At 65.1% G+C, this 26037-nt stretch carries 17 protein-coding genes and 2 tRNA genes; 11 read left to right on the top strand and 8 right to left on the bottom strand.

The features are described 5' to 3' along the window. Window positions 1-56: 56 nt before the first annotated feature. The 4 genes from AC50X7_RS04840 to AC50X7_RS04825 all read right to left on the bottom strand — a co-directional run bounded on the left by AC50X7_RS04840 (window position 57) and on the right by AC50X7_RS04825 (window position 3554). Window positions 57-794 (bottom strand): amino acid ABC transporter ATP-binding protein, encoded by a 738-nt coding sequence (locus AC50X7_RS04840; RefSeq protein ID WP_307094484.1) that lies wholly within the window; start codon window positions 792-794, stop codon window positions 57-59. Next, on the bottom strand, window positions 791-1555 hold the full coding sequence (locus tag AC50X7_RS04835; protein WP_494977989.1) for an amino acid ABC transporter permease: 765 nt from the start codon (window positions 1553-1555) through the stop codon (window positions 791-793). Before AC50X7_RS04835 ends, AC50X7_RS04840 begins: the two co-directional genes overlap by 4 nt. 16 nt (window positions 1556-1571) lie before the next feature. After that, a complete protein-coding gene (locus AC50X7_RS04830) occupies window positions 1572-2513 on the bottom strand; it encodes an ABC transporter substrate-binding protein (protein ID WP_494977988.1) in 942 nt (313 codons plus the stop codon). 330 nt (window positions 2514-2843) lie between these two features. Next, window positions 2844-3554 carry a 3'-5' exonuclease gene (locus AC50X7_RS04825; protein WP_494977987.1) on the bottom strand — a complete coding sequence of 237 codons (711 nt, stop codon included), beginning with the start codon at window positions 3552-3554 and terminating at the stop codon, window positions 2844-2846. Between the two features lie 63 nt (window positions 3555-3617). Between AC50X7_RS04825 and AC50X7_RS04820 the strand changes: the two genes are divergently transcribed. The 3 genes from AC50X7_RS04820 (at window position 3618) to AC50X7_RS04810 (ending at window position 10860) form a co-directional block, all read left to right on the top strand. After that, complete coding sequence (locus tag AC50X7_RS04820; RefSeq protein WP_494977986.1) at window positions 3618-4034, top strand: MGMT family protein; 417 nt, start codon at window positions 3618-3620, stop codon at window positions 4032-4034. A 137-nt stretch (window positions 4035-4171) separates the two neighbouring features. Continuing rightward, window positions 4172-7375 (top strand): ATP-dependent helicase, encoded by a 3204-nt coding sequence (locus AC50X7_RS04815; protein WP_494978248.1) that lies wholly within the window; start codon window positions 4172-4174, stop codon window positions 7373-7375. Continuing rightward, the gene (locus AC50X7_RS04810; protein ID WP_494977985.1) at window positions 7372-10860 is read left to right on the top strand and encodes an ATP-dependent helicase; all 3489 of its coding nucleotides are present in this window, start codon (window positions 7372-7374) and stop codon (window positions 10858-10860) included. The genes AC50X7_RS04815 and AC50X7_RS04810 overlap by 4 nt, the downstream gene beginning before the upstream one ends. Here the strand turns inward: AC50X7_RS04810 and AC50X7_RS04805 are convergent. After that, on the bottom strand, window positions 10850-12121 hold the full coding sequence (locus tag AC50X7_RS04805; RefSeq protein ID WP_494977984.1) for a macrolide 2'-phosphotransferase: 1272 nt from the start codon (window positions 12119-12121) through the stop codon (window positions 10850-10852). The genes AC50X7_RS04810 and AC50X7_RS04805 overlap by 11 nt on opposite strands. 150 nt (window positions 12122-12271) lie before the next feature. On the opposite strand from AC50X7_RS04805, the gene nudC reads away from it, so the two are divergent. From nudC to AC50X7_RS04790, 3 genes are read left to right on the top strand one after another with little or no spacing between them, the layout of a single operon-like run. Further along, window positions 12272-13294 (top strand): NAD(+) diphosphatase, encoded by a 1023-nt coding sequence (gene nudC / locus AC50X7_RS04800; RefSeq protein ID WP_494977983.1) that lies wholly within the window; start codon window positions 12272-12274, stop codon window positions 13292-13294. A gap of 58 nt (window positions 13295-13352) precedes the next feature. Then, window positions 13353-15485 (top strand): ATP-dependent DNA helicase UvrD2, encoded by a 2133-nt coding sequence (locus tag AC50X7_RS04795; protein WP_494977982.1) that lies wholly within the window; start codon window positions 13353-13355, stop codon window positions 15483-15485. Then, window positions 15482-16093 (top strand): M48 family metallopeptidase, encoded by a 612-nt coding sequence (locus tag AC50X7_RS04790; protein WP_494977981.1) that lies wholly within the window; start codon window positions 15482-15484, stop codon window positions 16091-16093. The genes AC50X7_RS04795 and AC50X7_RS04790 overlap by 4 nt, the downstream gene beginning before the upstream one ends. Window positions 16094-16099: 6 nt before the next feature. On the opposite strand, the gene AC50X7_RS04785 is transcribed toward AC50X7_RS04790, so the two are convergent. Continuing rightward, entirely contained in the window at window positions 16100-17575 is a 1476-nt protein-coding gene (locus tag AC50X7_RS04785; protein WP_494977980.1) for a zinc-dependent metalloprotease, read from the bottom strand. Window positions 17576-17710: 135 nt separating this feature from the next. Between AC50X7_RS04785 and AC50X7_RS04780 the strand changes: the two genes are divergently transcribed. From AC50X7_RS04780 to AC50X7_RS04760, 5 genes are all read left to right on the top strand, one after another. Further along, window positions 17711-18925, top strand: a complete 1215-nt coding sequence (locus AC50X7_RS04780; RefSeq protein WP_494977979.1) for a YlbL family protein — start codon at window positions 17711-17713, stop codon at window positions 18923-18925. Between the two features lie 149 nt (window positions 18926-19074). Then, the gene (locus AC50X7_RS04775; RefSeq protein ID WP_494978247.1) at window positions 19075-22059 is read left to right on the top strand and encodes a UPF0182 family membrane protein; all 2985 of its coding nucleotides are present in this window, start codon (window positions 19075-19077) and stop codon (window positions 22057-22059) included. A 131-nt stretch (window positions 22060-22190) separates the two neighbouring features. After that, a tRNA-Met gene (locus AC50X7_RS04770) sits at window positions 22191-22264 on the top strand. A gap of 211 nt (window positions 22265-22475) precedes the next feature. Beyond that, a tRNA-Met gene (locus tag AC50X7_RS04765) sits at window positions 22476-22549 on the top strand. 142 nt (window positions 22550-22691) lie between these two features. Beyond that, window positions 22692-23624, top strand: coding sequence for a cytochrome b/b6 domain-containing protein (locus AC50X7_RS04760; protein WP_494977978.1), 933 nt, complete (start codon window positions 22692-22694; stop codon window positions 23622-23624). A gap of 34 nt (window positions 23625-23658) precedes the next feature. Here AC50X7_RS04760 and AC50X7_RS04755 read toward each other — a convergent pair whose 3' ends face one another. After that, window positions 23659-25089, bottom strand: a complete 1431-nt coding sequence (locus tag AC50X7_RS04755) for a cryptochrome/photolyase family protein (protein WP_494977977.1) — start codon at window positions 25087-25089, stop codon at window positions 23659-23661. Window positions 25090-25172: 83 nt separating this feature from the next. Further along, window positions 25173-25970 carry a PspA/IM30 family protein gene (locus AC50X7_RS04750; protein ID WP_307094496.1) on the bottom strand — a complete coding sequence of 266 codons (798 nt, stop codon included), beginning with the start codon at window positions 25968-25970 and terminating at the stop codon, window positions 25173-25175. Window positions 25971-26037 lie beyond the last annotated feature (67 nt).

Here is a 26037-nt window from a genome sequence, read left to right as displayed (position 1 = left end):
AAGAATCCCCGGTTGCACAATGCAACCGGGGATTCTTTTTGTCCTTGCAGCAGGAGCTACAGAACGTCCGAGAGGAAGTTCTTCAAGCGGTCAGTGCGGGGCTCGCTGAAGATCTGCTGCGGCGGTCCCGACTCCACCACCACACCCGCATCCATAAACGTCACCGTGTCTGAGACATTGCGGGAGAAGCCCATCTCGTGTGTCACCACCACCATGGTCATGCCGCCCTTAGCGAGGTCCGTCATGAGCGCCAGGACGCCCTTGACGAGCTCAGGGTCCAGCGCGGACGTAGCCTCGTCAAAGAACATCACTTCCGGCTTCATGGCGAGGGCCCGGGCGATCGCCACGCGCTGCTGCTGGCCTCCGGAGAGGTTGGCCGGACGCGCGTCTGCCTTATGCTTCAGGCCCACCAGGTCCAACTGCTCCAAGGCCTCGGCGCGGGCCTGTTCCTGCGGCAGCTTCCGGAGCTTCCGCAGCGCCAGGGACACATTGTCCGCCACTGTCTTGTGCGGAAACAGGTTGAACTGCTGGAACACCATGCCGATCCGCTGCCGGAGTTCATCCGGGTTGTCCTTCAGGACCGAGCGGCCATCCAGCAGGATGTCGCCTTGGTCGGGCTCGATCAGCCGGTTCATCACCCGCAGGAGAGTGGACTTACCGGAGCCGGAAGGGCCGATCACTGAGGCAGTGGTGCCCTTCTCCACGTGCAGGTCAATGCCGCGGAGAACATGGTTGTGGCCGAATGAGAGGTGCAGGTTCTTGCCGGTCAGGGTTCCGGAAGCAAATTCCGTCATGCGTGTGCCCCCTTTCCGATAGGTGCTGCCAGCTCATCCGGTTCCTTCTTCTCCGGCTTGCCGGTACGCAGCCGGTGGTCGATGTAGTTCACGAAGTGCGTCAGCGGGACGGTCAGGATCAGATACAGCACCCCGGCGGCCACCAGCGGAGAAAGGTTGCCGGTGTTGGCCATGGCGTCATTTCCGATCCGGAAAATTTCCCGGTCAGAGGCAGCCAGGCCCAGCATGAAGACCAGGGAGGAATCCTTCAACAGCGAGATGAACTGGTTCACCAATGCTGGAAGGACCCGCCGGATGCCTTGCGGCACCACCACCAGGCGCATGGAACTGCCGTAACTGAATCCGAGCGCCCTGGACGCCTCCAGCTGGCCCTTCTCCACGCTCTGAATACCCGAACGGAAGATCTCGCCGATGTAGGCGGCCGCGACCAGAGTCAGCGCCAGGATGCCCAAGGGATACGGGTTCCGGGACCCGGTGATTTCCCGGGCGATGGGACTGAGCCCGATGCCGATGACCAGGATCACCAGGATGGCGGGCAGGCCGCGGAAGATGTCCGTGTAGATGCGCGCCACCCACCGGGCACCCGCATTACGGGAAATCCCCATCATGGCCAGCCCCAGCCCCAGCAGGGAACCGAGGATACCGGAGGCTATGGCCAGTATCAGGGTGTTGGGCAATCCGACCATCAACAGGGCGGGAATGACTTTGGCCATTTCCTCCCAGTTGAAGAAGGTGTCAGCCAGCTGATCCAAGAGATCCATAAACGTCCCGGCTCAATCAGCTCTGGGGAACCGTGGCGGCCTTGCTGCCCGGCTTCCAGTCGCTCGGCGTTTCGCGGTCCGGGTACCACTCCTTGGTCAGCTTGGACCAGGTCCCGTCAGCGATTACGGCGTCGAGGCCGGAGTTCAGCGCGTCGATCAGCGGCTGGTTCTCCTTGGCGACGGCGTAGGCAGTGAAGTTCTGCGTGTTGACGACGGACTCGGCGATGACGGTGCCGTCGCCTTCCTTGACCTGTCCGGTGGCCTGCTGCGACGGGGCTACCCAGGCGTCCACCTGGCCGTTGCGCACGTTGGCGTACACGGTGGCGTAGTCCGGGAAGCGGATCGGCTCAAGCTTCAGGGTGTTGGTGACATAGTCGTCCTGGACGGTGCCCTGGACAACGCCGATGCGGAGATCGCCCTTGAGGTCGGCGAAGCCCTTGACGTCACTGTCGGTCTTGGCAACTACTGCCATGAAGCCGAAGTCATAGCCGTTGGTGAAGCCGACATTCTCGCGGCGGGCATCCGTGGTGGAGATGGAGGAGGAGCCAACGTCGAACTGCTTGGTCTGCACCTGGGAAAGGAGTGCGGAGAAGTCCGTGGCAACGAATTCCACCTCGAGGCCGAGCTTGCCGGCGATGGCGCGCAGCAGTTCGTTGTCGTAACCGGTGAACTTGCCGGAGGGGTCAATGAAGATGTTCGGCGGGGCGTCCGAGAGGGTGCCCACCTCGAGCTTGCCTTCGGTGTTGAGGCCGAGCTTTGTCTTGTCGATCTGATCGATCGGGGTGACGTCGGCGGTGGTGTACTTGTCCAGCGTCTGCTGGTCACTGCCGGCCAGGGCGTCCGTGGGCGTTCCGCTGGGCTCGGCAGAGCCTGAGCCGCCGCCGCATGCTGCGAGGGAAACCGCGAGGGCTAGTGCCACGGGCGCGGTAGTCAGCCACTTCATCGCTTTGATTTTCATCAGGTTGTCACTTTCATTGAGTCTTAAGTCAACCGGGCCGCAAGGCTGCACTGGTGGCGCCTGGCACCTGCCCGGTGCTGGTCAAGCAAGGCCAGGGCAGGGGGGACCGCAAAACTTAATTGTCTCACTAGGGCCTTTCCTGTGGATGTCACGAAGAAGCACAACCGATGAACGCCTTTCCGCGAATAAAATTCGGACGTTTGCCGCTTTGGCCGCAGTGTCTGGGCCTTTGGTGGTTTCAGCGGCGAATCGCCGAAGCGCGGAAACAAGCGGTCTTATGAACTCATGTGACTGTGAAATATGTCTCGGACCGGCAGCCCGGCCCTCGGGCTAGAAACCGCCGGTGGTGGCGTCCTGCGGCGGCAGCACCGGCCAGTCGCCTTCGATAACAGCAGCCGGCTTGGTCTTGCGGAGGTAGCCCTGGAAATCTGCAGCCTGGCTCACTGCCCACTCCACCTGAAGCTGGTGCAACTGGCTGGCCGGCATGCCCAGTTTCGGGAATTTCCCGGCCATGGCATCCAGGACCCGCAGGGTGGCGAGGGCATCAGCGGCCGACGTATGGGCGTTGTCCAGGACCACACCATACTCTTCGCACAAGGCCGTGAGGGTGCGCTTGCCTTTGCGGTAGCGGTCCACTTGCTTGTTCATGATGTAGGGGTCCAGGACGGGAAACCGGGTAAGTTGCGGAACCCCGTAGCGGGCCGACTCGGCTGCGAGCACGGTGAAGTCGTAGCTGGCGTTGAACGCGATGATGGGAGTTCCGTCGTCGAAAAGCCCCTGCAGCACTGCCGCGAGCTCCTGCGTCACCTCGCGGGCCGGCCTGCCTTCGCGCCTGGCCTGCTCAGTGGTGATGCCATGCACATCACTGGCTTCGGTGGGTATTTCAACCCCTGGATCGGCAAGCCACTCATGCTCTGTGATGACCTCGCCCTTGTGGTCCACAACAGTCACTGACGCCGTGACAATGCGGGCTGCACGCGAGTTGCGGCCGGTGGTCTCGAGGTCGAAGGCTGCGCGGGGAAGGGTGTTCCAGGTGCTCATACGTCAACGCTAACGGGGGCCACCGACAATTCCCGGGAGCGCCACTGCGGCTACATTGGATCAATGCGGATTGAGTATGTGAAGGCGGTACTGGCCATCGTGAGGCTGGTGCCGGCGGGGTCCGCGGTCTCGTACGGCGACGTCGCCGAACTCCTGGGAACTGGCGGGCCCAGGCAGGTGGGCTTGGTCATGAGCCACTACGGCAGCGCCGTTCCCTGGTGGCGCATCCTCAAAGCCAGCGGCCAGGCACCAGAGGGCCACGAAGCCGAAGCCCTCCGTCACTACCTCCGGGAGGGAACCGTGCTGACGGGCGCCTACGAGGCCTATCTGCGCACGGGAGAAGGCTCCTGGCGGGTAGACCTTTCAACCTCACGCTGGGCGCCGACCGATGACGCCTTCGACCAGATCGAGGCCGTTGCCGGCGAGCTGGAGCGTCGGCTCCGGAAATTGTCAGTGGCTGATGATGGAATGCCGGCGTGACAGTAACAGTTCCCTTTACAGGTCCCCGCGACGAGTACCGGCACGAATCAGCAGAAGGCCTGGAGGCCGGGTTCGCAGAAGCAGCTGAAGCATTAAACGACGGCAGGACCGCCCAGCCCGGCTTTCCCGGCCTCAAACTGCTGCCGCCGCGGCAGATCCATGCCGAAGCCCCGTCCCTGACCATCGATCAGCAGGCCGCTGTCGACGTCGCGCAGGGATCCGGGCCCGTGCTGGTGCCGGGGGCGCCGGGGACGGGAAAAACCACTGTTCTGGTTGAAGCCGCGGTCACTCGGGTCCTTCGGGACGGGGTGGACCCTGAACGGATGCTCATACTGGCCCCCACGAGGCTGGCGGCCGACTCCCTTCGGGACCGGTTCACCGCCCGGCTGGACAGGAGCCTCAGCACCACGCCGGCCCGGACCTGGGCATCTTACGCCTTTGATGTCCTCCGGCGGGCAAAGGCCGAGGGAGTACTGCCGCTCTCGAGGCCGCCGCGCCTCCTTTCCGGTCCGGAGCAGGACCTCATCATCAAGGAACTCCTCGAAGGCCACCGCCTGCCTGGGTTGGAGCTGCCATGGCCTGACGACCTCGCGGGAGCCCTGGAGACGCGCGGCTTCCGCCAGGAAGTACGGCAGCTGTTCGACCGCGTTATCGAGTCCGGCCTGACCGCCACGGACCTCGCTTACCTGGGCCGGCAGTGCGACCGGCCCGACTGGATTGCCGCCGCGGGTCTGTACTCGGAGTACCGTGACGTTCTGGACCTGCGGATGCCTGAGGCATTTGATCCGGCCGGGATCATCACCGCCGCACGCCAGATCTTCCAGGACGTCCCTGAATTCCTGGCTGCCGAGCGCGAGCGCCTGCAGGTGATCATCGTTGATGACGTGCAGGAGGCAAACCCTGCCGTCTTCGAGCTTCTGGCTGACATAGCCCGCAGGAAGGATTGCTACGTGTCCTTCTCCCCGGACACCGTAGTCCAGGGGTTCCGCGGGGCCCGCCCTGACCTGGTGGCCGAACTGCCGCAGCTGCTGTCGCCGGATGGTCCCGCATTGGAGCGGCCGCTCCGCTTCGCACACCGGCATACGCAGGTGCTGGCGGATGCGTGGCTGGGTGTCGCGGCCCGTATTTCCCAGCGGGCCGGCGGGCAGCTTGCCAGACAGCTTGAGCAGCCAGCGGGGGACAGGGAGCAGGGAGCGGTGGAAGCCCACCTGGTGCCGTCAGCAGTTCATGAACTGCGGTATGTGGCACAGCGCATCCTGGACCAGCACATCAACCACGCCCGGGACCTGTCCGGAATCGCGGTCATTGTGCGCAACGGAGCGCAGGTAAGCGAGCTGCAGCGTTATCTGTCCGGCCAGGGGATCCCGGTTCGGGTGCCTGTGGCCGAATCGGCCGTCCGGGACGAAGTGGCGGTTCGGCCCCTGCTCGATGCGTTCGCCGTCGCGTTGGACCCCGCCTTGCTGACTCCCGAAACGGCTGTATCCCTCTTGACATCCCGTATCGGCGGTGCCACGTCCATCGAGCTGCGCCGTCTGCGGCAGTCGCTGAGGCGCGAGGAGCTTCTGGGCGGTGGAGGACGCACCAGCGACGACCTGCTCGTTGAAGCTCTGCTGGAACCGGGAGCCCTGTCCTCCCTCGGCATGGAAGGCAGGGCTGCGCGCCGCACAGCGAACATGATCCAGGCAGGCCGGAAAGCTGCCTTTGAACCGGGTGCCAACGCTGAGTCCGTGCTGTGGGCTCTCTGGAATTCGACCCGCCTGTCCACAGCCTGGACGGAAACAGCGCTGTCCGGCGGGCCGCACGGTGCCCGTGCCGACCGGGACCTTGATGCCATGATGGCGCTGTTCCACACGGCTGAACGGTACGTTGACCAGATGCCCGGTGCCGGTCCGGAGCAGTTTCTGGAGTACCTGCTGAACCAGGAACTTCCCATGGACACCCTTGCCGCCCGGGCGCAGTTGGACGACGCCGTGGAACTAATGACTCCCGCCAGCGCAGCAGGGCGGGAGTGGCCGGTTGTCCTGGTGGCCGGACTCCAGGAAGGCGTGTGGCCCAACACCCGGCTCCGCGGCGAATTGCTGGGCAGCACCCTGTACGCCGACGCAGTGGAGCATGGAGCAGGGTACGCACTGCAGCGGGATCCGCTGAGCCGGTTGCGGGACATCCGTTACGACGAACTGCGGAGCTTCTCCACAGCGGTGTCGCGGGCCAGCGAGCTCCTGATCTGTACTGCCGTCTCCTCCGAGGACGATCAGCCGTCCTCCTTCCTTGATTACGTCGCCCCCCTCAACCCGGACCAGGACCGCCGGGCATTCACCCCGGTGGAACGGCCCATGACCTTGCGCGCGCTGGTTGCCGAACTCCGGCAATATGCCCAGCTGGATGGGCGCCACGAGGCTGAGGCGGAGGAAGCGGTGCGGGTCCTCGTGCAGCTCGCCGCTGCCGAGCCGCCCGTGGCTGGCGCGCACCCCGGGAGCTGGTGGGGGCTGCCACAGCTGACCTCGTCCGATGCCGTGGTTCCCCCCGGTGGAACAGTGTTTGTGTCGCCGTCGAAAGTGGAGACAGTGCAGAAGTCGCCGCTCGACTGGTTTGTGCAGGCAGCAGGCGGCGAAGCGGCCACGGACTTCGCCAGGAGCTTGGGCACGCTGGTCCACGCCATCGCGCAGGAGCTTCCGGATGCGTCGGGGGCAGAATACGTGGCCGAACTGGTTCGCCGCTGGCCTGCGCTGGGGATGAAGGACAACTGGGAGGGAAGGCTGGATTTCCAGCGTGCGGAGGCCATGGTGCGCAAGCTTGCCCAGTACGTGCTGGTCATGAGGAGCGAGGGCCGGAGCCTGCTGGGGGTCGAGCAGGACTTCGAGGTGGCGCTCCCGGACGTGGTGGTGGATGAAGGTGCGCCGCGTGCCGCCGTCCTCCGTGGGCAGGTGGACCGCCTGGAAATTGACAGTGAGGGCAGGCTTGTCATCGTGGATCTCAAAACGGGAAAACGCCAGCCGGCTAAAACGGAACTCTCCACGCATCCGCAGCTTGGGTCCTACCAGGCCGCGGTCCTTGCCGGTGCCTTCAGCGGTAGCCCTGGAGGGAGCACCTCTGCGGTGCCCGGCGGAGCAGTACTCGCCCAGCTTGGTACGGGCGCAAAAAATCCAGGCATCCAGCAGCAGGAAGCCCTTGATCCGCAGGACAACTGGGCTATGGACATGGTGAAGGAGGCCGCTGTGGTGATGGGCGGCAGCGAATTTTTGGCACGGCACGATCCCTCCAAGGGAAGCCACGGCGGCCACGGCTGCCGGCTCCCCGAAGTGTGTCCGCTGTGTGTGCGGGGAAGGCAGGTCACGGAATGAACCTGAATTCAGCCGTTCCCGGGATTACTGTGCCCGAACCGCGGTTCACCCCGGAAGAGCTCTCCGTGCTGCTGGGGGAGAAGAACGTCCCCACGCCGGAACAGTCGGCCATCATCAGTTCGCCGTTGACGCCGCGGCTGGTCATCGCGGGCGCAGGATCGGGCAAAACCGCCACCATGGCCGACCGCGTCGTCTGGCTGGTGGCCAACGGCTGGGTCAGGCCTGAGGAGGTCCTCGGGGTGACGTTTACCCGCAAGGCTGCCGGTGAGCTCGCGTCCCGGATCCGGGCCAAGCTGGCTGCCCTGCAACGGCTGGCCGGCCAGGACACCGGGCACCGGCTGTTCCCGGAACAGGCGGTCAGCAGCGATTCCCTCGAGCCCAAGGTGTCCACCTACCACTCCTTTGCCAGCGGCATCGTCTCCGACTACGGGCTCCGGCTGGGCGTGGAGCGGGACGTGGTCCTCCTCGGCGGCGCACAGGCCTGGCAGCTGGCCAGCGAAGTAGTGGAGGCCTACGACGGCGAGTACGCCCACTTCCGTTCTGCCAAGTCGACCCTGGTGAAAGCGGTCATCCAACTGGCCGGCGAATGTGCGGAGCACCTTCAGGAGCCCGAGGACGTTGAGGCCTGGCTGATGGCCAGGCTGTCCGAATTTGAGTCCCTGCCGTACCAGGAGGGCAAAAAGAAGAACCCGCCCCAGGCGGCGGCCGAGCTCGCCGGCATGCTCCGCACCCGGGCGAGCGTGGCCGACATGGTTGGCCGGTACGCGGCAGCGAAGCGGTCACGGGGCGCCCTTGACTTCGGAGACCTGGTGGCCCTCGCCGCCAAGGTGGCGCAGGATGTCCCCTTGGCTGCACACATGGAACGGCAGCGGTACAAGGTGGTGCTGCTCGACGAATTCCAGGACACTTCATATGCCCAATTGGTGTTGTTCTCCCGGCTCTTCGGTGGCGGCCACGCGGTAACCGCAGTGGGCGACCCCAATCAGTCGATCTACGGTTTTCGTGGGGCCTCGGCCGGGCAGCTTTTCCACTTTGTCCGCGAATTCCCGGTACACAGCGTTTCAGCGGAGGCCGGTCAGTGGGCTCCTGCCCCCACGTCCTACCTGACGACGGCCTGGCGGAACGGGCGGTCCATTCTCTCGGCAGCCAACGTTATGTCTGAGTCGTTGGGCAAGGCGGCTGCGCAACGGGGACCGGCGGGCGGGGGAGGGTCTGCAGCAGCGGACGTGCCCCCGTTGCAGCCCAGCCCGCATGCAGTCGAGGGAACAGTGGTGCTGGGGCGCTTTGGCACCGATGTTGATGAGGCGTGTGCGCTGGCTGAAGACGTTCTTAGGTACCGGGTGACGGACTTCGAGCTGAGATCAGACGGAACCCCCGTACCGCCCGCCCTTGCTGTCCTCTGCCGACGCCGCGCGCAAATGGAAACGATCCGGCGCCAGTTTGATGCCCGGGGAATCCCGTATGAAATTGTCGGTCTCGGCGGGCTACTGGACACCCCGGAGATTGTGGACCTCGTGGCCACGCTGCGCGTGCTGGCCGACCCCGGACGCTCGGATTCGCTGATGCGCCTGCTGTCGGGCGCCCGCTGGCGTATCGGCCCCGCTGACCTGATGGCGCTGCGGGACTGGTCCAGCCAGCTGGCGCGTCGGCGGGGGCAAGCCGCTGAGCGGTCCCTTGAAGAGCAGCCGGACGAAGCCGGTGAAACCGTCCTCGAAAGCGACCTGACCGACGCCGCCAGCCTGGTGGAAGCCTTGGATTGGCTGCCCAGGGAGGGGTGGACGTCCGCCAATGGCCGGTCGCTCAGCGACGGCGCCCGCACGAGGCTTGCCCGGCTGTCATCTGAGCTGCGGCAACTCCGGACCTACCTCGGCGACGACCTCACCACACTGCTGGGTGAAGTCGAGCGGGCCATGCTGCTCGACATCGAAGTGGCCGCGCGGCCCGGCATCAGCATCCACCAGGCCCGCCGTAATCTCGACGCATTCCAGGACGCCGCTGCGGGGTTCCTGCGGACATCCCAGCGCGTGGACATCCTCGCGTTCCTGTCCTGGCTGGAGGCTGCAGCCGTGGAGGAAAACGGGTTGGAAGCGCCGGCCAGTGACGTCAACCGGGAAGCCGTACAACTCCTGACGGTCCATGCATCGAAGGGCCTCGAATGGGACGCGGTCTTTGTCCCCGGGCTTAATGCCGGGGCCTTCCCCAGTGACAGGGACTCCCGCTGGAGCAGCGGTTCGGCGGCGTTGCCCTGGCCGCTCCGCGGCGACCGTGCCGATCTTCCCCAGTGGGACCTTGACCAGCCGGACCAGAAAGGCTGGCTGGACGCGGAAAAGGACTTTAAGTCAGCCGTCCAGGCCCACGGGGAGTCAGAGGAACGCCGCCTGGCGTACGTGGCCTACACCAGGGCCAAGCACGTCCTGTGGGTGTCCAGCCCTGCGTGGGTCGGCTCCCGGGCGGGGCGTGCGGAGATGTCCCCGTTCCTTACCGAGCTCGAGGAACTCACCAAGGTGACGGGGCCCGCGCCGCGGGCTGCTGCTACTGTTCATCCGGGGTCGCTGGAGGAAGCCGCCCTCCCGGAGAAGAGCCCGCTCACCCTGGAAGCCGAAGTCGCCAGCTGGCCGTACGACCCCCTTGAGGGGCCTGTGGATCCACGTTCCGGTAACCGCCTGCGCCTGTCAGGCGGTCGGCGGCAGGCCATGGAGACAGCCGCCGCCAAGGTTCTTGGCGCCCTGGGGGCCCGGAACGGGGAAGCACTTCCGGTACTGCACCAGGAATTGCCCGCAGGGCAGCCTGATCCCGGCAGGGAGCTGGCCGGTGTGGCACGTGGATGGGCGCGGGAAGCGGCTCTGCTGCTGGAACGGCGCGCCAAAAGGACTGCCGGCCGGGAAGTGCACCTCCCCGGGCATATCTCCGCATCCACCTTGGTGGAACTGCGGGAGGATCCCGCCGCGGTGCTTGGCAGGCTTCGCAGGCCCGTGCCGCGCGAACCCGGGATGTCGGCCCGGAAGGGAACTGCCTTCCATGCCTGGGTGGAGGAGTACTTCGGTACCGCCGGAATGCTCGACCTCGGCGAAGCTCCGGGCTCAGACGACCACATCGATGCTGCCTACGACCTCGACGCCATGGTGGCAACCTTCAAGGCGTCGCCTTGGGCAGACCGGTCGCCGGCTTTTGTGGAGGCGCCGGTCGAGACCCGTGTGGGCGACGTCGTGGTGCGTGGGCGCATCGACGCCGTCTTCCGGGACGCCGACGGGCGGTGGGACCTGGTGGACTGGAAGACAGGACGGCGGCCGTCCGCTGCGCAGCTGAGGACTAAGTCCGTGCAGCTTGCGGTGTACCGCTTGGCTTGGGCGCGGCTGAACGGGGTACCCCTCAACGAAGTGCGGGCGGCCTTTTTCTACCTGGCGGACAACGAGGTGGTGCGTCCCCACGACCTCGGAACAGCCGCAGAGCTGGAGGAAATCGTGGCGGCTGCGCTTAGTTCTTAGTGACGTCCACGATGGAGATGGCCGCCGTGGAGGTGTCGTCCAGGTCTTTCCTGTCGTCCGCCTTCGGCTGCCCGCTGTCTTTCGTCCCGATGCTGCCGGCGGGGTTGTCTGTGGCGGCGTCAGCCGCGGAATCCGCGGGGACGGGAGTGACGTGGACCGCCGGTTGAACCGGGGCCGGGACCGGCAGCGGCACTACCGTAACGGAGGGCACCAAACCTGAAGGCTCGGCGTCGGCCGCCCTTATGGCCGGCACATTGCCCACGGCCGGGGCACTTCCCACGGCGGGCACACTGCTTGTAGCCGGAGCGCCCGGCGCCGGCTGGGGCTCCACGCTGATGGGCTGCCCGCCGTGCTCTTCAATATCCCGGGCAAGGGTGCCCAGCATTTCCTCCGCCTCAGAAATCATGCCGGGGTCTTCCGCGGCGATCCCCTTCACCAGGTACTGGGCCAGGGCGAACTCTGCGGACAGTGCTGCCCGGCGCAGGAGATGGTTATCGGGGGTGTCCCGGCGACTGGCCGTGTAGGCGCCCAGGACCGCATCCACGAAGTCCTGCTCGTTGGAGGCAACAAGCCAGGCGAAATCGTCGGCTGGATCGCCGATCCTCAGGTCAGTCCAGCCGGTCACAGCAGTGACCCGCTGGCCTTCCACCAGGAGGTTGTCCTCATGAAGGTCGCCGTGCACCACGCTGGGGTTGAAACGCCACAGGGAGACGTCTTCCATGGCGTGCTCCCAGCGGAGCAGCAGGGCCGGGGGAATTTTCCCGGTGGTGGCCGCCTGGTCGAGTTCATTCAGCCGGCGCTGCCGGAACTCATTGGGGGTGTAGCTTGGCAGGTCGGCATTGCTGACCAGCGAACGGGGCAGGTCATGGATGGCGGCAAGGGCCACGCCAATTTCACGGGCAAGGGCATCGGGCCCGGCCGTCAGTTCCTCGACACTGCGCGTGCTGCCGGCCAGATGCGAGTAGACAAACGTACTCAAGGTCCCCAGCCGCACGCTGCCGGCAACTGTGGGCATAAGGAAGGGTAGTTCGGCGCGGATGGCAGGAGCGAAAGCCCGCAGCACGAGAAATTCCGTTTCGAGCCGGGCGCTTGCCTCGGCATGCCGCGGTGAGCGGACCCGCCACCGCTTGCCCTCGGAGTCGAGCAGCAGGGCCGAGTCGAAGTCCGCGGGGTCGTCCGGGGCAGAGCTAACGGCCGTCGGGGTCAGTCCGGGGACTGCCGCGGTTGCAACGGCTGCCAGTTCAATCGGTTTTCTTCTCACCGTTCCACGGTAGATTGCGTCCCGTCGAAGACACCGGTCCAAGGACGGCGAGTCTTCAGATATAGTCCAAAACCGGGTGGGCGGGCGGGCCTAACGAATGGGACATGCCGCCAAATATCAATTGTCGGTCCCAGTCAGTACGGTGGACACATGAGCCATGCGGAGTCTGTTACACCGGTCCACCTGGGCAAGGCGGCCCGGCTGCCGGCAAACCACCTGATGGATACGGTTCTCCCGGTGCCTCCTGCGCTGGTTGACCGCGGCTCCGTCGCCCGGGCACAACCGGGCATGGTGGAGGAACTCCTTGCCAGTGCGAACACCTTGGCGGTTGTCCTCTCGGGCCGGCAGGGCCTGGTCCAGGGCGGCGGGCTGTTGATGTCCGGCGCCCGGGCACTCCGTGATGAGCTTGCCGCCGCGGGTTCCGCGCCGGAACTGACGGTTTACCTTGGTTCGGCCCTGCCCGATTCTGACCTAGTCCCGGGCACCCAACTGCTGCTTTTCGTCCTGCCGGCAGCGCTGGAGCCGGGAACTGCCGGAATCCCCTCGGATGCAACGTGGGCCGGATTCCGGGATGTTGCGGCCGGGCTGACCCCAACGCATACCGCACTTTTTGTTGAAGCCAGCGCCATCGCCAACTGGCATGCCACCCACACGCACTGTCCGCGCTGCGGTTCGCTTACGGACGTGGAAGCCGGTGGATGGGTCCGGCGCTGCCCGGTTGATGACTCTGAACACTATCCGCGAACCGATCCGGCCATCATCGTCACCGTTGTAGGTCCGGACGGCCGCCTGCTCCTCGGCGGCGGTGGTGCCCGTGACGCCAGGAACTATTCAACCCTGGCGGGGTTCGTGGAACCGGGGGAGTCCCTGGAACAGGCAGTGGTCCGGGAGATTCATGAGGAAGTTGGAGTGCGGGTCACCGCGTGCCAGTACCTTGGCTCGCAGTCCTGGCCGTTCCCCGCCTCCCTTATGCTTGGATTTACCGCCGTCACTGAAGACGCCGAGGCAACGCCCGACGGCGTGGAGGTCACCAGGGCGCGCTGGTTCAGCCGTGAGGAACTCCAGGACGCCGTGCTCGCCGGTGAGATCACCATCTCCAGCCGGCTGTCGATTGCCCGCTCCCTGATAGAGCACTGGTTCGGCGGACGTATTCAGGACCTGGCAGGCGCCTGAAGCTCTACTTATCCATCAGACTCCAGCACGCGGTTGTCGAGACGAAAAAGCAGCAAAAGTGACTACAGAAAATTTTGACGGTGCAGCTTCGCTGGAGGACCGCATCCTGGGCGGGCTGGACGCGGAGCAGCGTGAGGTGGCGAGCACGCTCAATGGCCCGCTCTGTGTGCTGGCCGGCGCCGGCACCGGCAAGACCCGGGCCATCACCCACCGCATCGCTTATGGCGTGCACTCGGGCGTATACACACCCCAGCGGCTGCTGGCCGTGACCTTCACTGCGCGGGCGGCGGCGGAGATGCGCAGCCGGCTGCGGGACCTTGGCGCAGGCAATGTTCAGGCCCGCACCTTCCACGCCGCGGCACTGCGCCAGTTGCAGTTCTTCTGGCCGCAGGCCGTGGGCGGGACGCTGCCCAACCTGCTGGACCACAAGGCCCAAATGCTCGCGGAGGCAGCCCGGCGGCTTCGGCTGAGCACGGACAGGGCCTCTATCCGCGACCTTGCCTCGGAAATCGAGTGGGCAAAAGTATCCATGCTGACCCCCGCCAATTACCTCGAAAACGCGCAGGGCCGGGGCGCTCCGGGCGGCTTCGACCTCACCGCCGTGGCACGGGTTTTCCAGTCCTACGAAGACGTCAAGACAGACCGCAACGTCATCGACTTTGAGGACGTCCTGCTGATCACGGTGGGCATCCTGCAGGAGGACGAAAAGGTCGCCGCCACCGTCCGCGAGCAGTACCGGCACTTTGTAGTGGACGAGTACCAGGACGTTTCCCCGCTGCAGCAAAGGCTCCTTGAACTGTGGCTGGGAGGAAGGGACGAGCTGTGCGTCGTCGGCGATGCCAGCCAGACCATCTATTCGTTCACCGGGGCCTCCCCGAAGCACCTCCTGGAATTCAAGGCCCGTTATCCACAGGCCAACGTGGTCAAGCTCATCAGGGACTACCGCTCCACGCCACAGGTGGTCAAGCTCGCCAACGATTTGCTCGCCGGCAGGCGCAGCGGGGGAGCGATCGCTGATGCCGCCTGGGCTGTGCCGCTGCAGCTCGTGGCACAGCGGCCCGCCGGGCCCGCCCCCCAGTTCACCGAGTGCTCCGACGACGAAGCGGAAGCCGCCACGGTGGCGCAAAAGATCAAGGCATTGCTCGACGCCGGCACCCCGGCCAGCGAGGTGGCTGTGCTGTTCCGTACCAACGGCCAGTCCGAGGCCTACGAACAGGCGCTTGCTGCCGCCGGCATCGGGTACCAGCTGCGCGGCGGCGAGCGGTTCTTCGCCCGCAAGGAAGTTCGCGACGCCATCCTCCAGCTGCGGGCAGCCACCCGGGCAGTCTCCGCGGAGTCACCGGAACCGTTGGGCCAGCTGGTCCGGGATATCGTGGCTTCCCTCGGCTACACGGACGCGGCGCCTCACAACGGCGGCGCGCTGCGCGAACGCTGGGAATCCCTCGCGGCGCTGGTCGCGCTCGCCGACGAACTCGTCAAGACCCGGGGCCCGGAGTTTGGCCTTGCAGAATTTGTCAACGAACTCCAGGAGCGTTCGCTGGCCCAGCACGCACCCACCGTGCAGGGCGTAACCCTTGCCTCGCTGCACGCGGCAAAGGGTTTGGAATGGGACGCCGTGTTCCTGGTGGGGCTCAGCGAAGGGCTCATGCCCATCTCCTTCGCCGACTCGCCCGAATCCGTGGACGAGGAACGCCGGCTCCTCTACGTGGGAATCACCCGCGCACGGGAACACCTCTCACTGTCCTGGTCCAGCGCCAGGACGCCGGGTGGCCGCGCCAACCGCAAGCCCTCCAGGTTCCTGGACGGCCTGCGCCCGGATTCCGTCGCCGGCTCAAACATCAGGGGAAAGGGGCCGGCTCCCCGCCGAAAGGCTGCCGCCCCGGCCATGTGCAGGGTCTGCGGCAGCATGCTGGCCACCGGCGCGGAGCGCAAGGTGGGTCGGTGCAACGCCTGCCCGCCGAGCTACGAGGAACAGACCTTCGACGCCCTGAGGACCTGGCGGCGCGAAGTGGCGCTCGCTGCCGATGTCCCCGCCTTTGTGGTGTTCACCGACGCGACGCTCACAGCCATTGCCGAAGCAAGGCCAGGATCCTTGGAAGAACTTGCGGCGCTGGCCGGAGTTGGACCGTCCAAGCTGGAACGCTACGGGGAAGACGTCCTGCGGGTCCTGGTGGAAAGCACGTCCCTGTGATCACTACCGAGGGCGGCGCTCCCGTTGAGGTCCGACGCTCCGCCCGCCGGACCCGGACCGTTGCGGCCTTCTGGGAAAACGGCACCGCTGTGGTTGCCATCCCGGCGCGGTTCACCGCAGCACAGGAAAAAGAATGGGTCCAGCGGATGCTGGCCAAGCTGCACCGCCAGGGGGAGCGGCGCTCGGCTTCCGGCAGGAAGCGCCCAACCTCGGACGCCGCCCTCGCCGCCCACGCGAGCCAGCTCTCCGAAAGGTACCTCGGCGGAAAGGCCACACCGGCGTCGGTACGCTGGGTCAGCAACCAGAACTCAAGGTGGGGTTCGGCCACCCCGGCGGACGGCACCATCCGTCTCTCGGACAAACTGCGCCCAATGCCCCAGTGGGTCATCGACTATGTGCTGCTCCATGAGCTCGGACATCTCCTGGTGGCCGGGCACAACGCCGCCTTCTGGAAGCTGCTGGAGGCTTACCCGGAGACTGCGCGGGCGAAGGCTTTCCTGGAGGGTGTGTCCTTTGCCATGGCCCGCGGCCTGCCGGGTAGTGATCCGGGTGACGGAACCCGCGCCGTCCAGCCAGGGCAGGAGCGCTGGGCGGACGACGCCGACTAGGCTCGCCTAGCTCTTGGGCCCGCCATCCTGTCCGTCAGCGTCCGGGGCCTCAGCGTCAGGCCCACCCGCTTCGGGGCCGTCAGCTGCCTTGCCGTCCTGCCCGCCGTCGGTTTCTTCTCTTCCGTTGGACGGAGCGTCGTCAAACCCGCCGCTCAGCAACTTCTGCAAGGCGTCATCCACCTCAGTGTCGCTGGCTTCCGCCAGTTTCCGGCGTCCGCTGAATCCGCGGGGATCGTCAAGGTCCTCGGCTGTGGGCAGCAGGTCCGGGTGGTGCCAGATCGCGTCGCGGCCTTCAATACCGCGTTCTTCCTTCAGCGTTGCCCATAGGGTGGCTGCATCCCGCAGCCGGCGGGGCCGCAATTCCAACCCGACCAGCGAAGCGAACGCGTGCTCGGCCGGGCCGCCGGTGGCACGGCGGCGGCGGACAGTTTCCCGAAGGGCGCCGGCAGACGGCAGCAGCTTCTCGGTGGCGGCTGCAGTGAGTTCGTCCACCCAGCCCTCCACCAGTGCGAGTGCTGTTTCCAGTTTCTCCAGGGCCTGATCCTGGGCCGGGGTCCGCTGGGGCATAAACACGCCCTGCGAAAGGGCTTCCTGGATGCCCTCGGGATTGCTGGGATCGAGATCCCTAGCCAGTTCCTCAATACGGGAAGTGTCGATATGGATGCCCCGCGCGTAAGCCTCGATGGCGCCCAGCAGGTGGCCCCGCAGCCAGGGAACCTGGACAAAGAGCCGGGCGTGGGCAGCTTCCCGGACAGCGAGGAAGAGCCGGATGTCGTTCTCAGGCAGGGAAAGCCCTTCGCCAAAGGCGGCTACGTTGATGGGGAGCAGGGCCATCTCAAGGTCAGCGAGGGGCACGCCGATGTCGGTGGAGCTCACCACGTCCGTGGAAAGGGCGCCGATGGCCTGCCCGAGCTGCATGCCGAAGATGGCGCCGCCCATGTTCTGCAGCATTGACGAGGCTCCGCCCATCATGGACTTCATCTCTTCAGGCATCTGCTCCGTCATGGCGGATGAGAGCGCATTGGCGATGCTGTTGGCCACCGGCTCGGTCAGCCTCTTCCAGGTGCCAAGGGTGGCTTCCACCCACTCCGCACGGGACCACGCCCGGCCGATCAGGCCGGTTGCGGGAAGATCGGTGACGGGGTCCAGCCACATTTCGGCGAGCCGCAGGGCTTCGTCCACTTCGCGGGACTGCTGCGGGGTGACGGAGGGGTCCGCGCTGCCGGCTGCGACCCGCCGGGCGTTCTCGTGGGCCAGCTGCCAGTTCACGGGTCCCTCGGACGGTGCGCTCATCATGGCCTGGACCTGGGAGAACATCTGGGCCAGCAGGTTGGGGTCGTTGGGAAGGCCGGCAGCCTTGGCCAGTTCGGCGGGGTCGAAGTTTTCCATCCCCTTGCCGCCCATCAGGTTTTGCAGCATTTCTGTCAACGGGTCCTTGGGGGTGTCGTCGCCGTTGGACGGATTAAGTGGATTGGAGGTCATGATCCCGCCGATCGTCGGTGTGACTGTTGATCAACCTTCACGGTACCCCGGTGGTGGTCGGCTGTCTGCCGCACCGCGTCACCGTTCGCTGTAGGCAAAGAACTCCGCGTGCGGGGCACCGGTAGTGTTGGTTCAGTGACTACAACCCGTGGCGGCCACCCCTCCGAGGACCACGCTGCCGAGCTCCCTTCCGGTACCCCGCGCGGGGTATCAGGCAACCCTGAAGCCGGCGCGCCGGCAGGTGCACCGGAAACCTGGCCGGCGGCTGAACCTGCGCAGTTCCCCGGCGGTCCGGCCCGCCGGGACAGGAAAGTTTCGGCCATGATGGTGGCCGGAGTAACTGCATTGGGGCTCGGAATCGCTGTGGGCACTTTGCCGGTCCCGTACGTCGTCGAAACACCCGGCCCTACATACAACACGCTGGGCCAGAGCCAAGGAAGCCCGGTCATCAGTGTCAGCGGCCGGGAAACCTATCCGGCAGCGGGAAACCTTGACCTGACCACGGTGTACGTGAGCGGCGGCCCCAGCAGCCCGGTGAGCATCATGGGCGTTTTCTCGGCCTGGCTGGACCCCTCAAAAGCTGTATACCCGCAGGAGCTGATCTACCCCACCGGCACCACCAAGGAAGAGGCCGAGGAACAGAGCTCGGTGGCCATGACCACCTCGCAGGAGAACGCTGTGGCCTCAGCCCTGAACGAGCTGGACATTCCCTTCGGGCAGCAGCTTCAGGCTGCAAACCTTTCCGAGGGTTCTGCCGCCGCCGGAAAAATCGAGCCGGGAGACATCCTCAAGACCATCAACGGCAAGGAGATCACTTCCCTCGCTGTTATCCAGGAGGAGCTGGCGGCAGGCAAAGGTGCGCCCGCCAACGTGGTGCTGGAACGCGATGGCCGGCAGGTCACGCGCGAGATCAGTCCGAAGGACAACGGTGCGGGGCGTTTCATCCTGGGTGTGATGCTCAAGTACCTGTTTACTTTCCCCTTCGACGTGGAGATCTCGCTCGAAAAAGTAGGCGGGCCCAGCGCGGGACTGATGTTCTCCCTCGGCATCATCGACACCGTCACTCCCGGTGACCTCACAGGAGGAAAACACGTCGCCGGTACCGGGACCATTACCCCTGACGGTGTGGTTGGGCCCATTGGCGGCATCGGGCAGAAAATGCAGGGCGCAAGGTCCGGGGGAGCCACCCTGTTCCTCGCTCCTGCAGCCAACTGCGGGGAAGTAGTGGGCCATATTCCGGACGGCCTGCAAGTGGTCAAGGTGGAGAACCTCGCTGAGGCCCGGCGCGCCGTCGAGCTTGCCGGTTCCGGCGGGGACACATCCGGCCTTCCGGCATGCACAACCAACTAGACTGGGCAGGAACTAAGCTTTACCGCCACTCGTGGCAATTAAGACGGACGAAACCAGGGTTTGACGGTTAGTACGTCGCTTGCACGCACGCTTCGAATAATCTGACGACCAGCTATGAGGTACCGAGTTTGTCCCGTCCCGCCAGCACCATGTCCACAGGTAAACCCCCCTCAAGACGGGGGCCGCTGACGCCCACCCTGATCGTTGTTGCCCTGGTGGTTGTGGGCTTCATCTTCTTTGCCAACGTCTGGACCGATGTCCTCTGGTACCGGCAGCTTGGCTTCATCGAAGTGTTTATTACTGAGAACCTGGCCCGGATCGCGATCTTCGCTGCCGGATTCGCCATCATGTTCCTGGCCGTCTTCTTCGCCATCCGCATCGCCTACCAGTCCCGGCCGGTCTACGCCCCTGACTCGGAAATCCGCGACAACCTGAACCGCTACCAGGCGCAACTCGAACCTGTTCGTCGGGTTGTTATGGTGGGCCTGCCCGTCCTGTTCGGCCTCTTCGCCGGAAGTGCAGCGGCCAGCCAGTGGCAGAAGGTCCTCCTGTTCTTCAACCAGGAACAGTTCGGCAAGCAGGACCCGCAATTCGGCATGGACATCAGCTTCTACCTCATGACGCTGCCGTTCCTGGGCTTCGTCACCGGCTTCCTGATCAGCGTGGTGGTCATCGCCGGCATCGCAGGCATCCTCACGCACTACCTCTACGGCAGTATCCGGCTGATGGAGCGCGGTGTCTTCACCAGCCGCGCCGCGCAAATCCACATCGCCGTCGCCGGTGCGGCCTTCCTCGTGCTCCTGGGCATCAATTTCTGGCTGGACCGTTTTTCGGCAGTGCAGAGCAACAACGGACGCTGGGCCGGGGCCCTCTACACGGACGTCAACGCCGTCATCCCGACAAAGTCCATCCTGGCCGTGGCTGCAGCGCTGGTTGCCATCCTGTTCATCGTGGCCGCGGTTATTGGCCGCTGGCGGCTGCCCCTGATCGGCACTGCGATGCTGGTCATCACGTCTATCCTGGCGGGCGGCGTCTACCCCTGGGTTATCCAGCAGTTCCAGGTAAGGCCCTCGGAGGAAACGCTGGAAAGGGAATTCATCCAGCGCAACATCGACAACACGCGTGCGGCTTACGGTTTGGACAAAATCCAGGTTGACCGGTACGACGCCACCAACACGGCCACGACGGGCGCGCTGGCACCGGACGCTCAGACGACGGCGAACATCCGGCTGCTGGACCCGAACCTGATCTCTGACGCGTTCTCGCAGCTGGAGCAGTACCGTCCCTACTACCAGTTCCCCGAAGCCCTCAACGTGGACCGCTACGAGGTGGACGGCAAGATTCAAGACACGGTTATCGCCGTCCGCGAGCTGAACCCCGCCAACGTGGCAACAAACCAGCAGGGCTGGCTCAACCAGCACGTTGTGTACACACACGGTTACGGTGTGGTGGCAGCAAAGGGAAACAAGTTCACTGTGGACGGCAAGCCCGAGTTCCTGCAGTCGGGCATTCCCTCGACGGGCGTGCTGGGCGATGACTCAAGCTACGAGCCCCGGATCTACTTCGGCGAATCCTCGCCGGACTACTCGATTGTGGGCGCGCCGGACGGTGCCCCTGCACGCGAGCAGGACAGGCCTTCCGGACGCGAAGGGGAGGGTGAGACCCAGTACACCTTTGAAGGCAACGGCGGGCCCAACGTCGGTTCTTTCTTCAACAGGGTGCTCTATTCCATCAAGTTCCAGTCCTCGGATTTGCTGCTCTCGGATGGTGTCAACCCGGAGTCGCAGATTCTGTACGAACGCAATCCCCGTGACCGCGTGGAGAAGGTTGCCCCGTACCTGACGGTTGACGGCAATGCCTACCCGGCAGTGGTGGACGGCCGCGTCAAGTGGATCGTGGACGGCTACACCACCAGCCAGTACTACCCCTACTCGCAGCAGGAGCAGCTTTCGGACGCGACTGCGGACTCGCAGACTACGTCCGGCCGTGCGGTCGCGCTGCCCAACAGCACGGTCAACTACATCCGCAACTCGGTGAAGGCTACGGTTGACGCCTACGACGGTTCGGTCACCCTGTACGCCTGGGATGACCAGGATCCGCTGCTGAAGTCCTGGCAGAAGGTGTTCCCCACGTCGCTGAAGCCGTTCTCGGAGATGTCCGGCGATGTTATGAGCCACGTCCGGTACCCGGAGGACCTGTTCAAGGTCCAGCGCCAGCTGCTGGGCGAGTACCACGTGACGGATCCGTCCAGCTTCTACAAGACCAACGACGCGTGGAGCGTTCCGGCGGATCCCACAGTGGATTCGAACACCGACGTCAAGCAGCCGCCGTTCTACATGTCGCTGCAGATGCCGGACCAGGACAAGCCGGCTTTCCAGCTGACGTCCTCGTTCATTCCCCAAATTGTCAATGGGAACGCACGCAACGTCCTCTACGGCTTCCTCGCAGCGGACTCCGACGCAGGCAACCAGGCGGGTGTGAAGGCCGAGAGCTACGGCAAGCTGCGGCTGCTGCAGATCCCGCCGGAGATCCAGGTCCCCGGTCCCGGCCAGGCGCAAAACAAGTTCAACTCCGATCCCACTGTTTCGCAGGCCCTTAACCTGCTCCGCCAGGGCGCATCTGACGTGCTGAACGGCAACCTGCTCACGCTTCCCGTGGGCGGCGGCATCCTTTACGTCCAGCCGGTCTACCTCAAGTCCACCGGTGAGACGTCCTACCCCACGCTGCAGCGGGTCCTGGTGGCCTTCGGCGACAAGGTGGGCTTCGCCCCGACCCTCGACGAAGCGCTGAAGCAGCTCTTCGGCGGCGACTCCGGGGCGGCCGCAGGCGACTCGGACAACAACGGCCAAACTCCGGCGGATCCTGCGACCCCTGCCAGCCCAGGGGGAGCGGATGCCAAGGCAGATCTGAAAACGGCACTGGACGAGGCCAACGCCGCTATCCGGGCCGGCCAGGCTGCGTTGGCCGCCGGTGACTTCGCTGCCTACGGCGAGGCGCAGAAGCGCCTTGCGGCTGCCCTGCAGAAGGCAGTGGAAGCGGAGGGCAAGATCCCGGCTGCCGCTCCCGAGGCATCGCCGGCGCCGGCGTCCACAGCGACACCCCAGGCCACGCCATCGCCCTCGCCCGGCAGCTGACCACCGGCATCAGATCACGACGGCGGCCCCGGCGTCCGCTCCATCCGGAGCGGGTGCCGGGCCGGCGAGACGGAGATCACGCCCTCGCGATTTGGCCTGCTGTTCACCGGCCGGTAAAGTAGTTCTTGCGACGCGGGGTGGAGCAGTTCGGTAGCTCGCTGGGCTCATAACCCAGAGGTCACAGGTTCAAATCCTGTCCCCGCAACTGGTAAAAGTCCCGGACACTGGAAACAGTTTCCGGGACTTTTTGGTTTAAGCATCCCCCTGAGGCGTTGTAATTTGGGGATTAGTGGTTAGCGGCCCTCCGCCTACGGGCTGGGCGGCAGGAAAGGGCCCGTGGCGATGGCCTTGAAATGGGGCCTGAAGTGGGCCGTGTAAAAACCTTGCGCCGAAGTAGGGTAATGTTGTTCCAGCGACGCGGGGTGGAGCAGTTCGGTAGCTCGCTGGGCTCATAACCCAGAGGTCACAGGTTCAAATCCTGTCCCCGCAACTATGAGAAGGCCCCGACCGGCAGACAAGCCGGGCGGGGTCTTCTTTTTTCCTTGAATGCCGGTAGTTCCTAGTATTCTCTTTCGCAGAGCCTCACAGATTGTGAGCACTTCGCCAGTCATTCTCGAGAGGAATGTTGCTCGATGTCCACACCCACGAAAAAGTCCGGCACTGCCGCGGGCAAGCGGTCCCGGCTCTACTGGGGTGTCCCCGCGGTCCTCGCGGTGCTGGTCCTCGTGGTGTTGATCGCCAAGTGGCTGATGGGCCTGCCCGCCGTCGCTTCCTTCGTAGCCGACTACCCTGGCCATTCCGAACTGCCGGCGGCAGCCCCGTTGGGTTTCCCCGCCTGGCTTGCGTGGCAGCACTTCCTGAACGCTTTCTTCCTGCTGTTGATCATCCGCACCGGGTGGCAGGTCCGGACCACCACGCGCCCCAGCGGCCACTGGACCCGCAACAACAAGGGATTCATCAAAACGAAGAACCCGCCCACCAAGATCACTCTTGAGCTGTGGTTCCACCTCACGCTGGACGCCCTGTGGATCCTCAACGGCCTGGTGTTCGCGGTGCTGCTGTTCGCCACGGGACAATGGATGCGGATCGTTCCCACCAGCTGGGATGTGTTCCCCAATGCGCTCTCGGCCGCCCTTCAGTACGCCTCCCTGAACTGGCCCACCGAGAACGGCTGGGTGAACTACAACGCCCTTCAGCTGCTCTCCTACTTCGTCACGGTCTTCGTCGCGGCGCCCCTGGCCTTCATCACGGGCCTGCGCATGTCTTCGGCGTGGCCGAAGAAGGCAGCCGGCCTCAACAAGGCCTACCCCATCGAATGGGCCAGGGCCGTCCACTTCCCGGTGATGATCTACTTTGTTGCCTTCATTGTGGTGCACGTCTTCCTGGTCCTCGCCACCGGAGCCCTGCGCAACCTCAACCACATGTACGGCGTACGGGACGACGACGGCTGGTTCGGGTTCTGGGTTTTCCTCGCCTCGGTAGCGGTGATGGCTGCGGCCTGGTTCCTTGCCCGTCCCATCTTCCTGCGTCCCGTTGCGTCCCTGATGGGCAAGGTCAGCCGGTAGCCCCGGCTGCCGGCGACGGCACCACCCGTGTCTGTTAGTCCTTGAGTTTGCTGTAGGTCTCCAGGGCCCTCTCGCGGGACTCAGGCAGCCCAACCAGCGGCTCCGGGTATCCGGGCACCTCGCCGGCTTTCCAGGGCTCGTGGATGGCTTTCCCGTCGAGGCCGGCAAGTTCCGGGATGAACTGGCGCAGGTAGCGGCCGGCCGAGTCGAATTTCTTGCTTTGCGTCACCGGGTTGAAGATGCGGAAGTAGGGGGAAGCATCAGCTCCGGAGCCGGCTACCCACTGCCAGTTGGCGGGGTTGCTGGCCGCGTCCGCGTCAACGAGGGTGTCCCAGAACCACTGCTCGCCCACACGCCAGTCTGCCAGGAGATTCTTCACCAGGAAGGAAGCCGCCGCCATCCGCACGCGGTTGTGCATCCAGCCTGTCTGCCACAACTGCCGCATTCCGGCGTCAACAAGGGGGTAGCCGGTGCGGCCCTGTTGCCACGCTCTAAGCTCGCCGGTGCTGAGCGACTGCCACTCAAAGCGGTCAAACTCCGGGCGGTAGTTGCGGGTGGCCAGTTCCGGGTTGGTGAACAGGAGGTGCCAGCAGAACTCCCGCCAACCGAGCTCGGAACGGAAGATCCCGACGTCGGCCGGTACCTGGCGCGGGAACCGCCGGCGGATTTCCCGCCACACCCTGAACGGACTGATCTCGCCGAAACGCAGGTGCGGGGACAGACGGCTGGTTCCTTCGACCGCGGGCACGTTGCGGCCCGTCCCGTAGTCTTCCGCCGGTCCGGCCAGGAAGTCTTCCAGGCGACGCCGGGCTCCGTCCTCTCCTGGTTCCCAGGTCTTGGCAAGGCCGCCGCTCCAGTCGGGGGAGTGCGGCAGGAGGTTCCAACTGTCGAGGTCCTCGCCCCCAGGAAGTGACCCTCCTTTGCTTGTGGCAGGGGAAGGAAGCTGATCCGGTGCTTCATGCGGCTCGCGGATGTCGTCCTTGGCGAGGCAGGCCCGCCAGAAGGGCGTGAACACTTTGTAGGGTCCGCCGGCGCCGGTGCGAATGGTCCAGGGCTCGAACAGGAGGTTTGCCTGGTAGCTGGAAGCGTTGACGCCGTTGCCGTCCGCCCACGTCTTCACGGCGGCATCCACGGTGCGCTCCGGCAGTCCGTACCGCCGGTTCCAGAAGAGGTGGGCAGCAGCTGTCTCGGTGGCCAGCTCCGCGAGAACAGCTGCCGCAGGCCCGCGGCGAAGGAGGAGGCGCGAGCCTTTGTCCTCCAGAGCGTTGGCCAGCGCGGCCAGGGAATGGTGCAGCCACCAGCGGCTGGCTCCACCCAGCGGCCGGATCCCAACTGACTCCTCGTCCAGTATGAACACGACCGTTACGGGCAGGCCCAGCGCTGCCGCGTCGGTCAGTGCAGGGTTGTCATCCATGCGGAGATCGTCACGCAACCAGACGACGGAAGTTTCATCGGAGAAAGCCATGCCCCCACGCTACACACCAGGGCACAAGTAAGGCCGGGGTGGCCCCGGCCTTACTTGCTGTTAGGGGATGCCCCCGTCAACCGTCAGAGCTTGTCGAAATCAGCTTCATTCACCGTGGACTCGGAGGCTGCTGAGCCGCCGGCACCCGCGCCGATAGCCGGCTTTGCCGTGCCGCCGGACTTCAACGCGGCAAGACGTGCCTCGATCTCCACCTGTTCTCCGAGGTCTTCAAGCTGGTTGAACTGCGCATCCAGGCTGGACTCGGTGAGTTCCTGCTGCCCGCGGACCTTGGCCTCCTCGCGGCGGATCTTCTCTTCGAACCGGCCTACTTCGCTGGTGGGGTCCATAAAGTCAATGCTCTTGATGGCATCATGCACCTGCGACTGCGCCGCTGCAGTCTTCGAACGGGCAACCAGTTCGTTGCGCTTGCTGGTCAGCTGGTTAAGCTTGCCCTTCATCTGGTCAAGGCCGGTCTTCAGCTTGTCCACCACTTCGCGCTGGGAAGCGATGCTCGGCTCTGCGCCCTTGGCCTCATTTTCAGCCGATATCTGCCGCTGGAGGGCCACCTTGGCCAGGTTGTCGAACTTCTGGGCATCAGCCGCATTGCCGCTGGCGCGGTATTCATCAGCCTTGCGTGACGCGGCAAGGGCCTTGTTGCCCCAGTCGCGGGAATTCTTGACGTCCTCGTTGTAGTCGTCCTCAAGCATGCGGAGGTTGCCGATGGTCTGCGCCACGGCGGACTCCGCCTCAGCAATGTTGTTGGTGTAGTCCCGGACCATCTGGTCCAGCATCTTCTGTGGATCCTCAGCATTATCCAGCAGAGTGTTGATGTTCGCCTTTGCCAGCTGTGCGATACGGCCGAATATGGACTGTTTAACCATGGTGTTACCTTTCGTCCTGCTCTTTGTTGAGCACTGAAATCCGTGAACAGTTGGGTGCTTCTATCCG

The sequence above is a fragment of the Pseudarthrobacter sp. Hb11 genome, assembly GCF_059383655.1.
This window is presented reverse-complemented; position numbering and strand designations above follow the sequence as displayed.

Coding starts and splice junctions, on each gene's coding strand:
- AC50X7_RS04840 (WP_307094484.1), bottom strand. CDS start 794: ATGACGGAATTTGCTTCCGGAACCCTGACCGGCAAGAACCTGCACCTC.
- AC50X7_RS04835 (WP_494977989.1), bottom strand. CDS start 1,555: ATGGATCTCTTGGATCAGCTGGCTGACACCTTCTTCAACTGGGAGGAA.
- AC50X7_RS04830 (WP_494977988.1), bottom strand. CDS start 2,513: ATGAAAATCAAAGCGATGAAGTGGCTGACTACCGCGCCCGTGGCACTA.
- AC50X7_RS04825 (WP_494977987.1), bottom strand. CDS start 3,554: ATGAGCACCTGGAACACCCTTCCCCGCGCAGCCTTCGACCTCGAGACC.
- AC50X7_RS04820 (WP_494977986.1), top strand. CDS start 3,618: ATGCGGATTGAGTATGTGAAGGCGGTACTGGCCATCGTGAGGCTGGTG.
- AC50X7_RS04810 (WP_494977985.1), top strand. CDS start 7,372: ATGAACCTGAATTCAGCCGTTCCCGGGATTACTGTGCCCGAACCGCGG.
- nudC (WP_494977983.1), top strand. CDS start 12,272: ATGAGCCATGCGGAGTCTGTTACACCGGTCCACCTGGGCAAGGCGGCC.
- AC50X7_RS04785 (WP_494977980.1), bottom strand. CDS start 17,575: ATGACCTCCAATCCACTTAATCCGTCCAACGGCGACGACACCCCCAAG.
- AC50X7_RS04775 (WP_494978247.1), top strand. CDS start 19,075: ATGTCCACAGGTAAACCCCCCTCAAGACGGGGGCCGCTGACGCCCACC.
- AC50X7_RS04760 (WP_494977978.1), top strand. CDS start 22,692: ATGTCCACACCCACGAAAAAGTCCGGCACTGCCGCGGGCAAGCGGTCC.
- AC50X7_RS04755 (WP_494977977.1), bottom strand. CDS start 25,089: ATGGCTTTCTCCGATGAAACTTCCGTCGTCTGGTTGCGTGACGATCTC.
- AC50X7_RS04750 (WP_307094496.1), bottom strand. CDS start 25,970: ATGGTTAAACAGTCCATATTCGGCCGTATCGCACAGCTGGCAAAGGCG.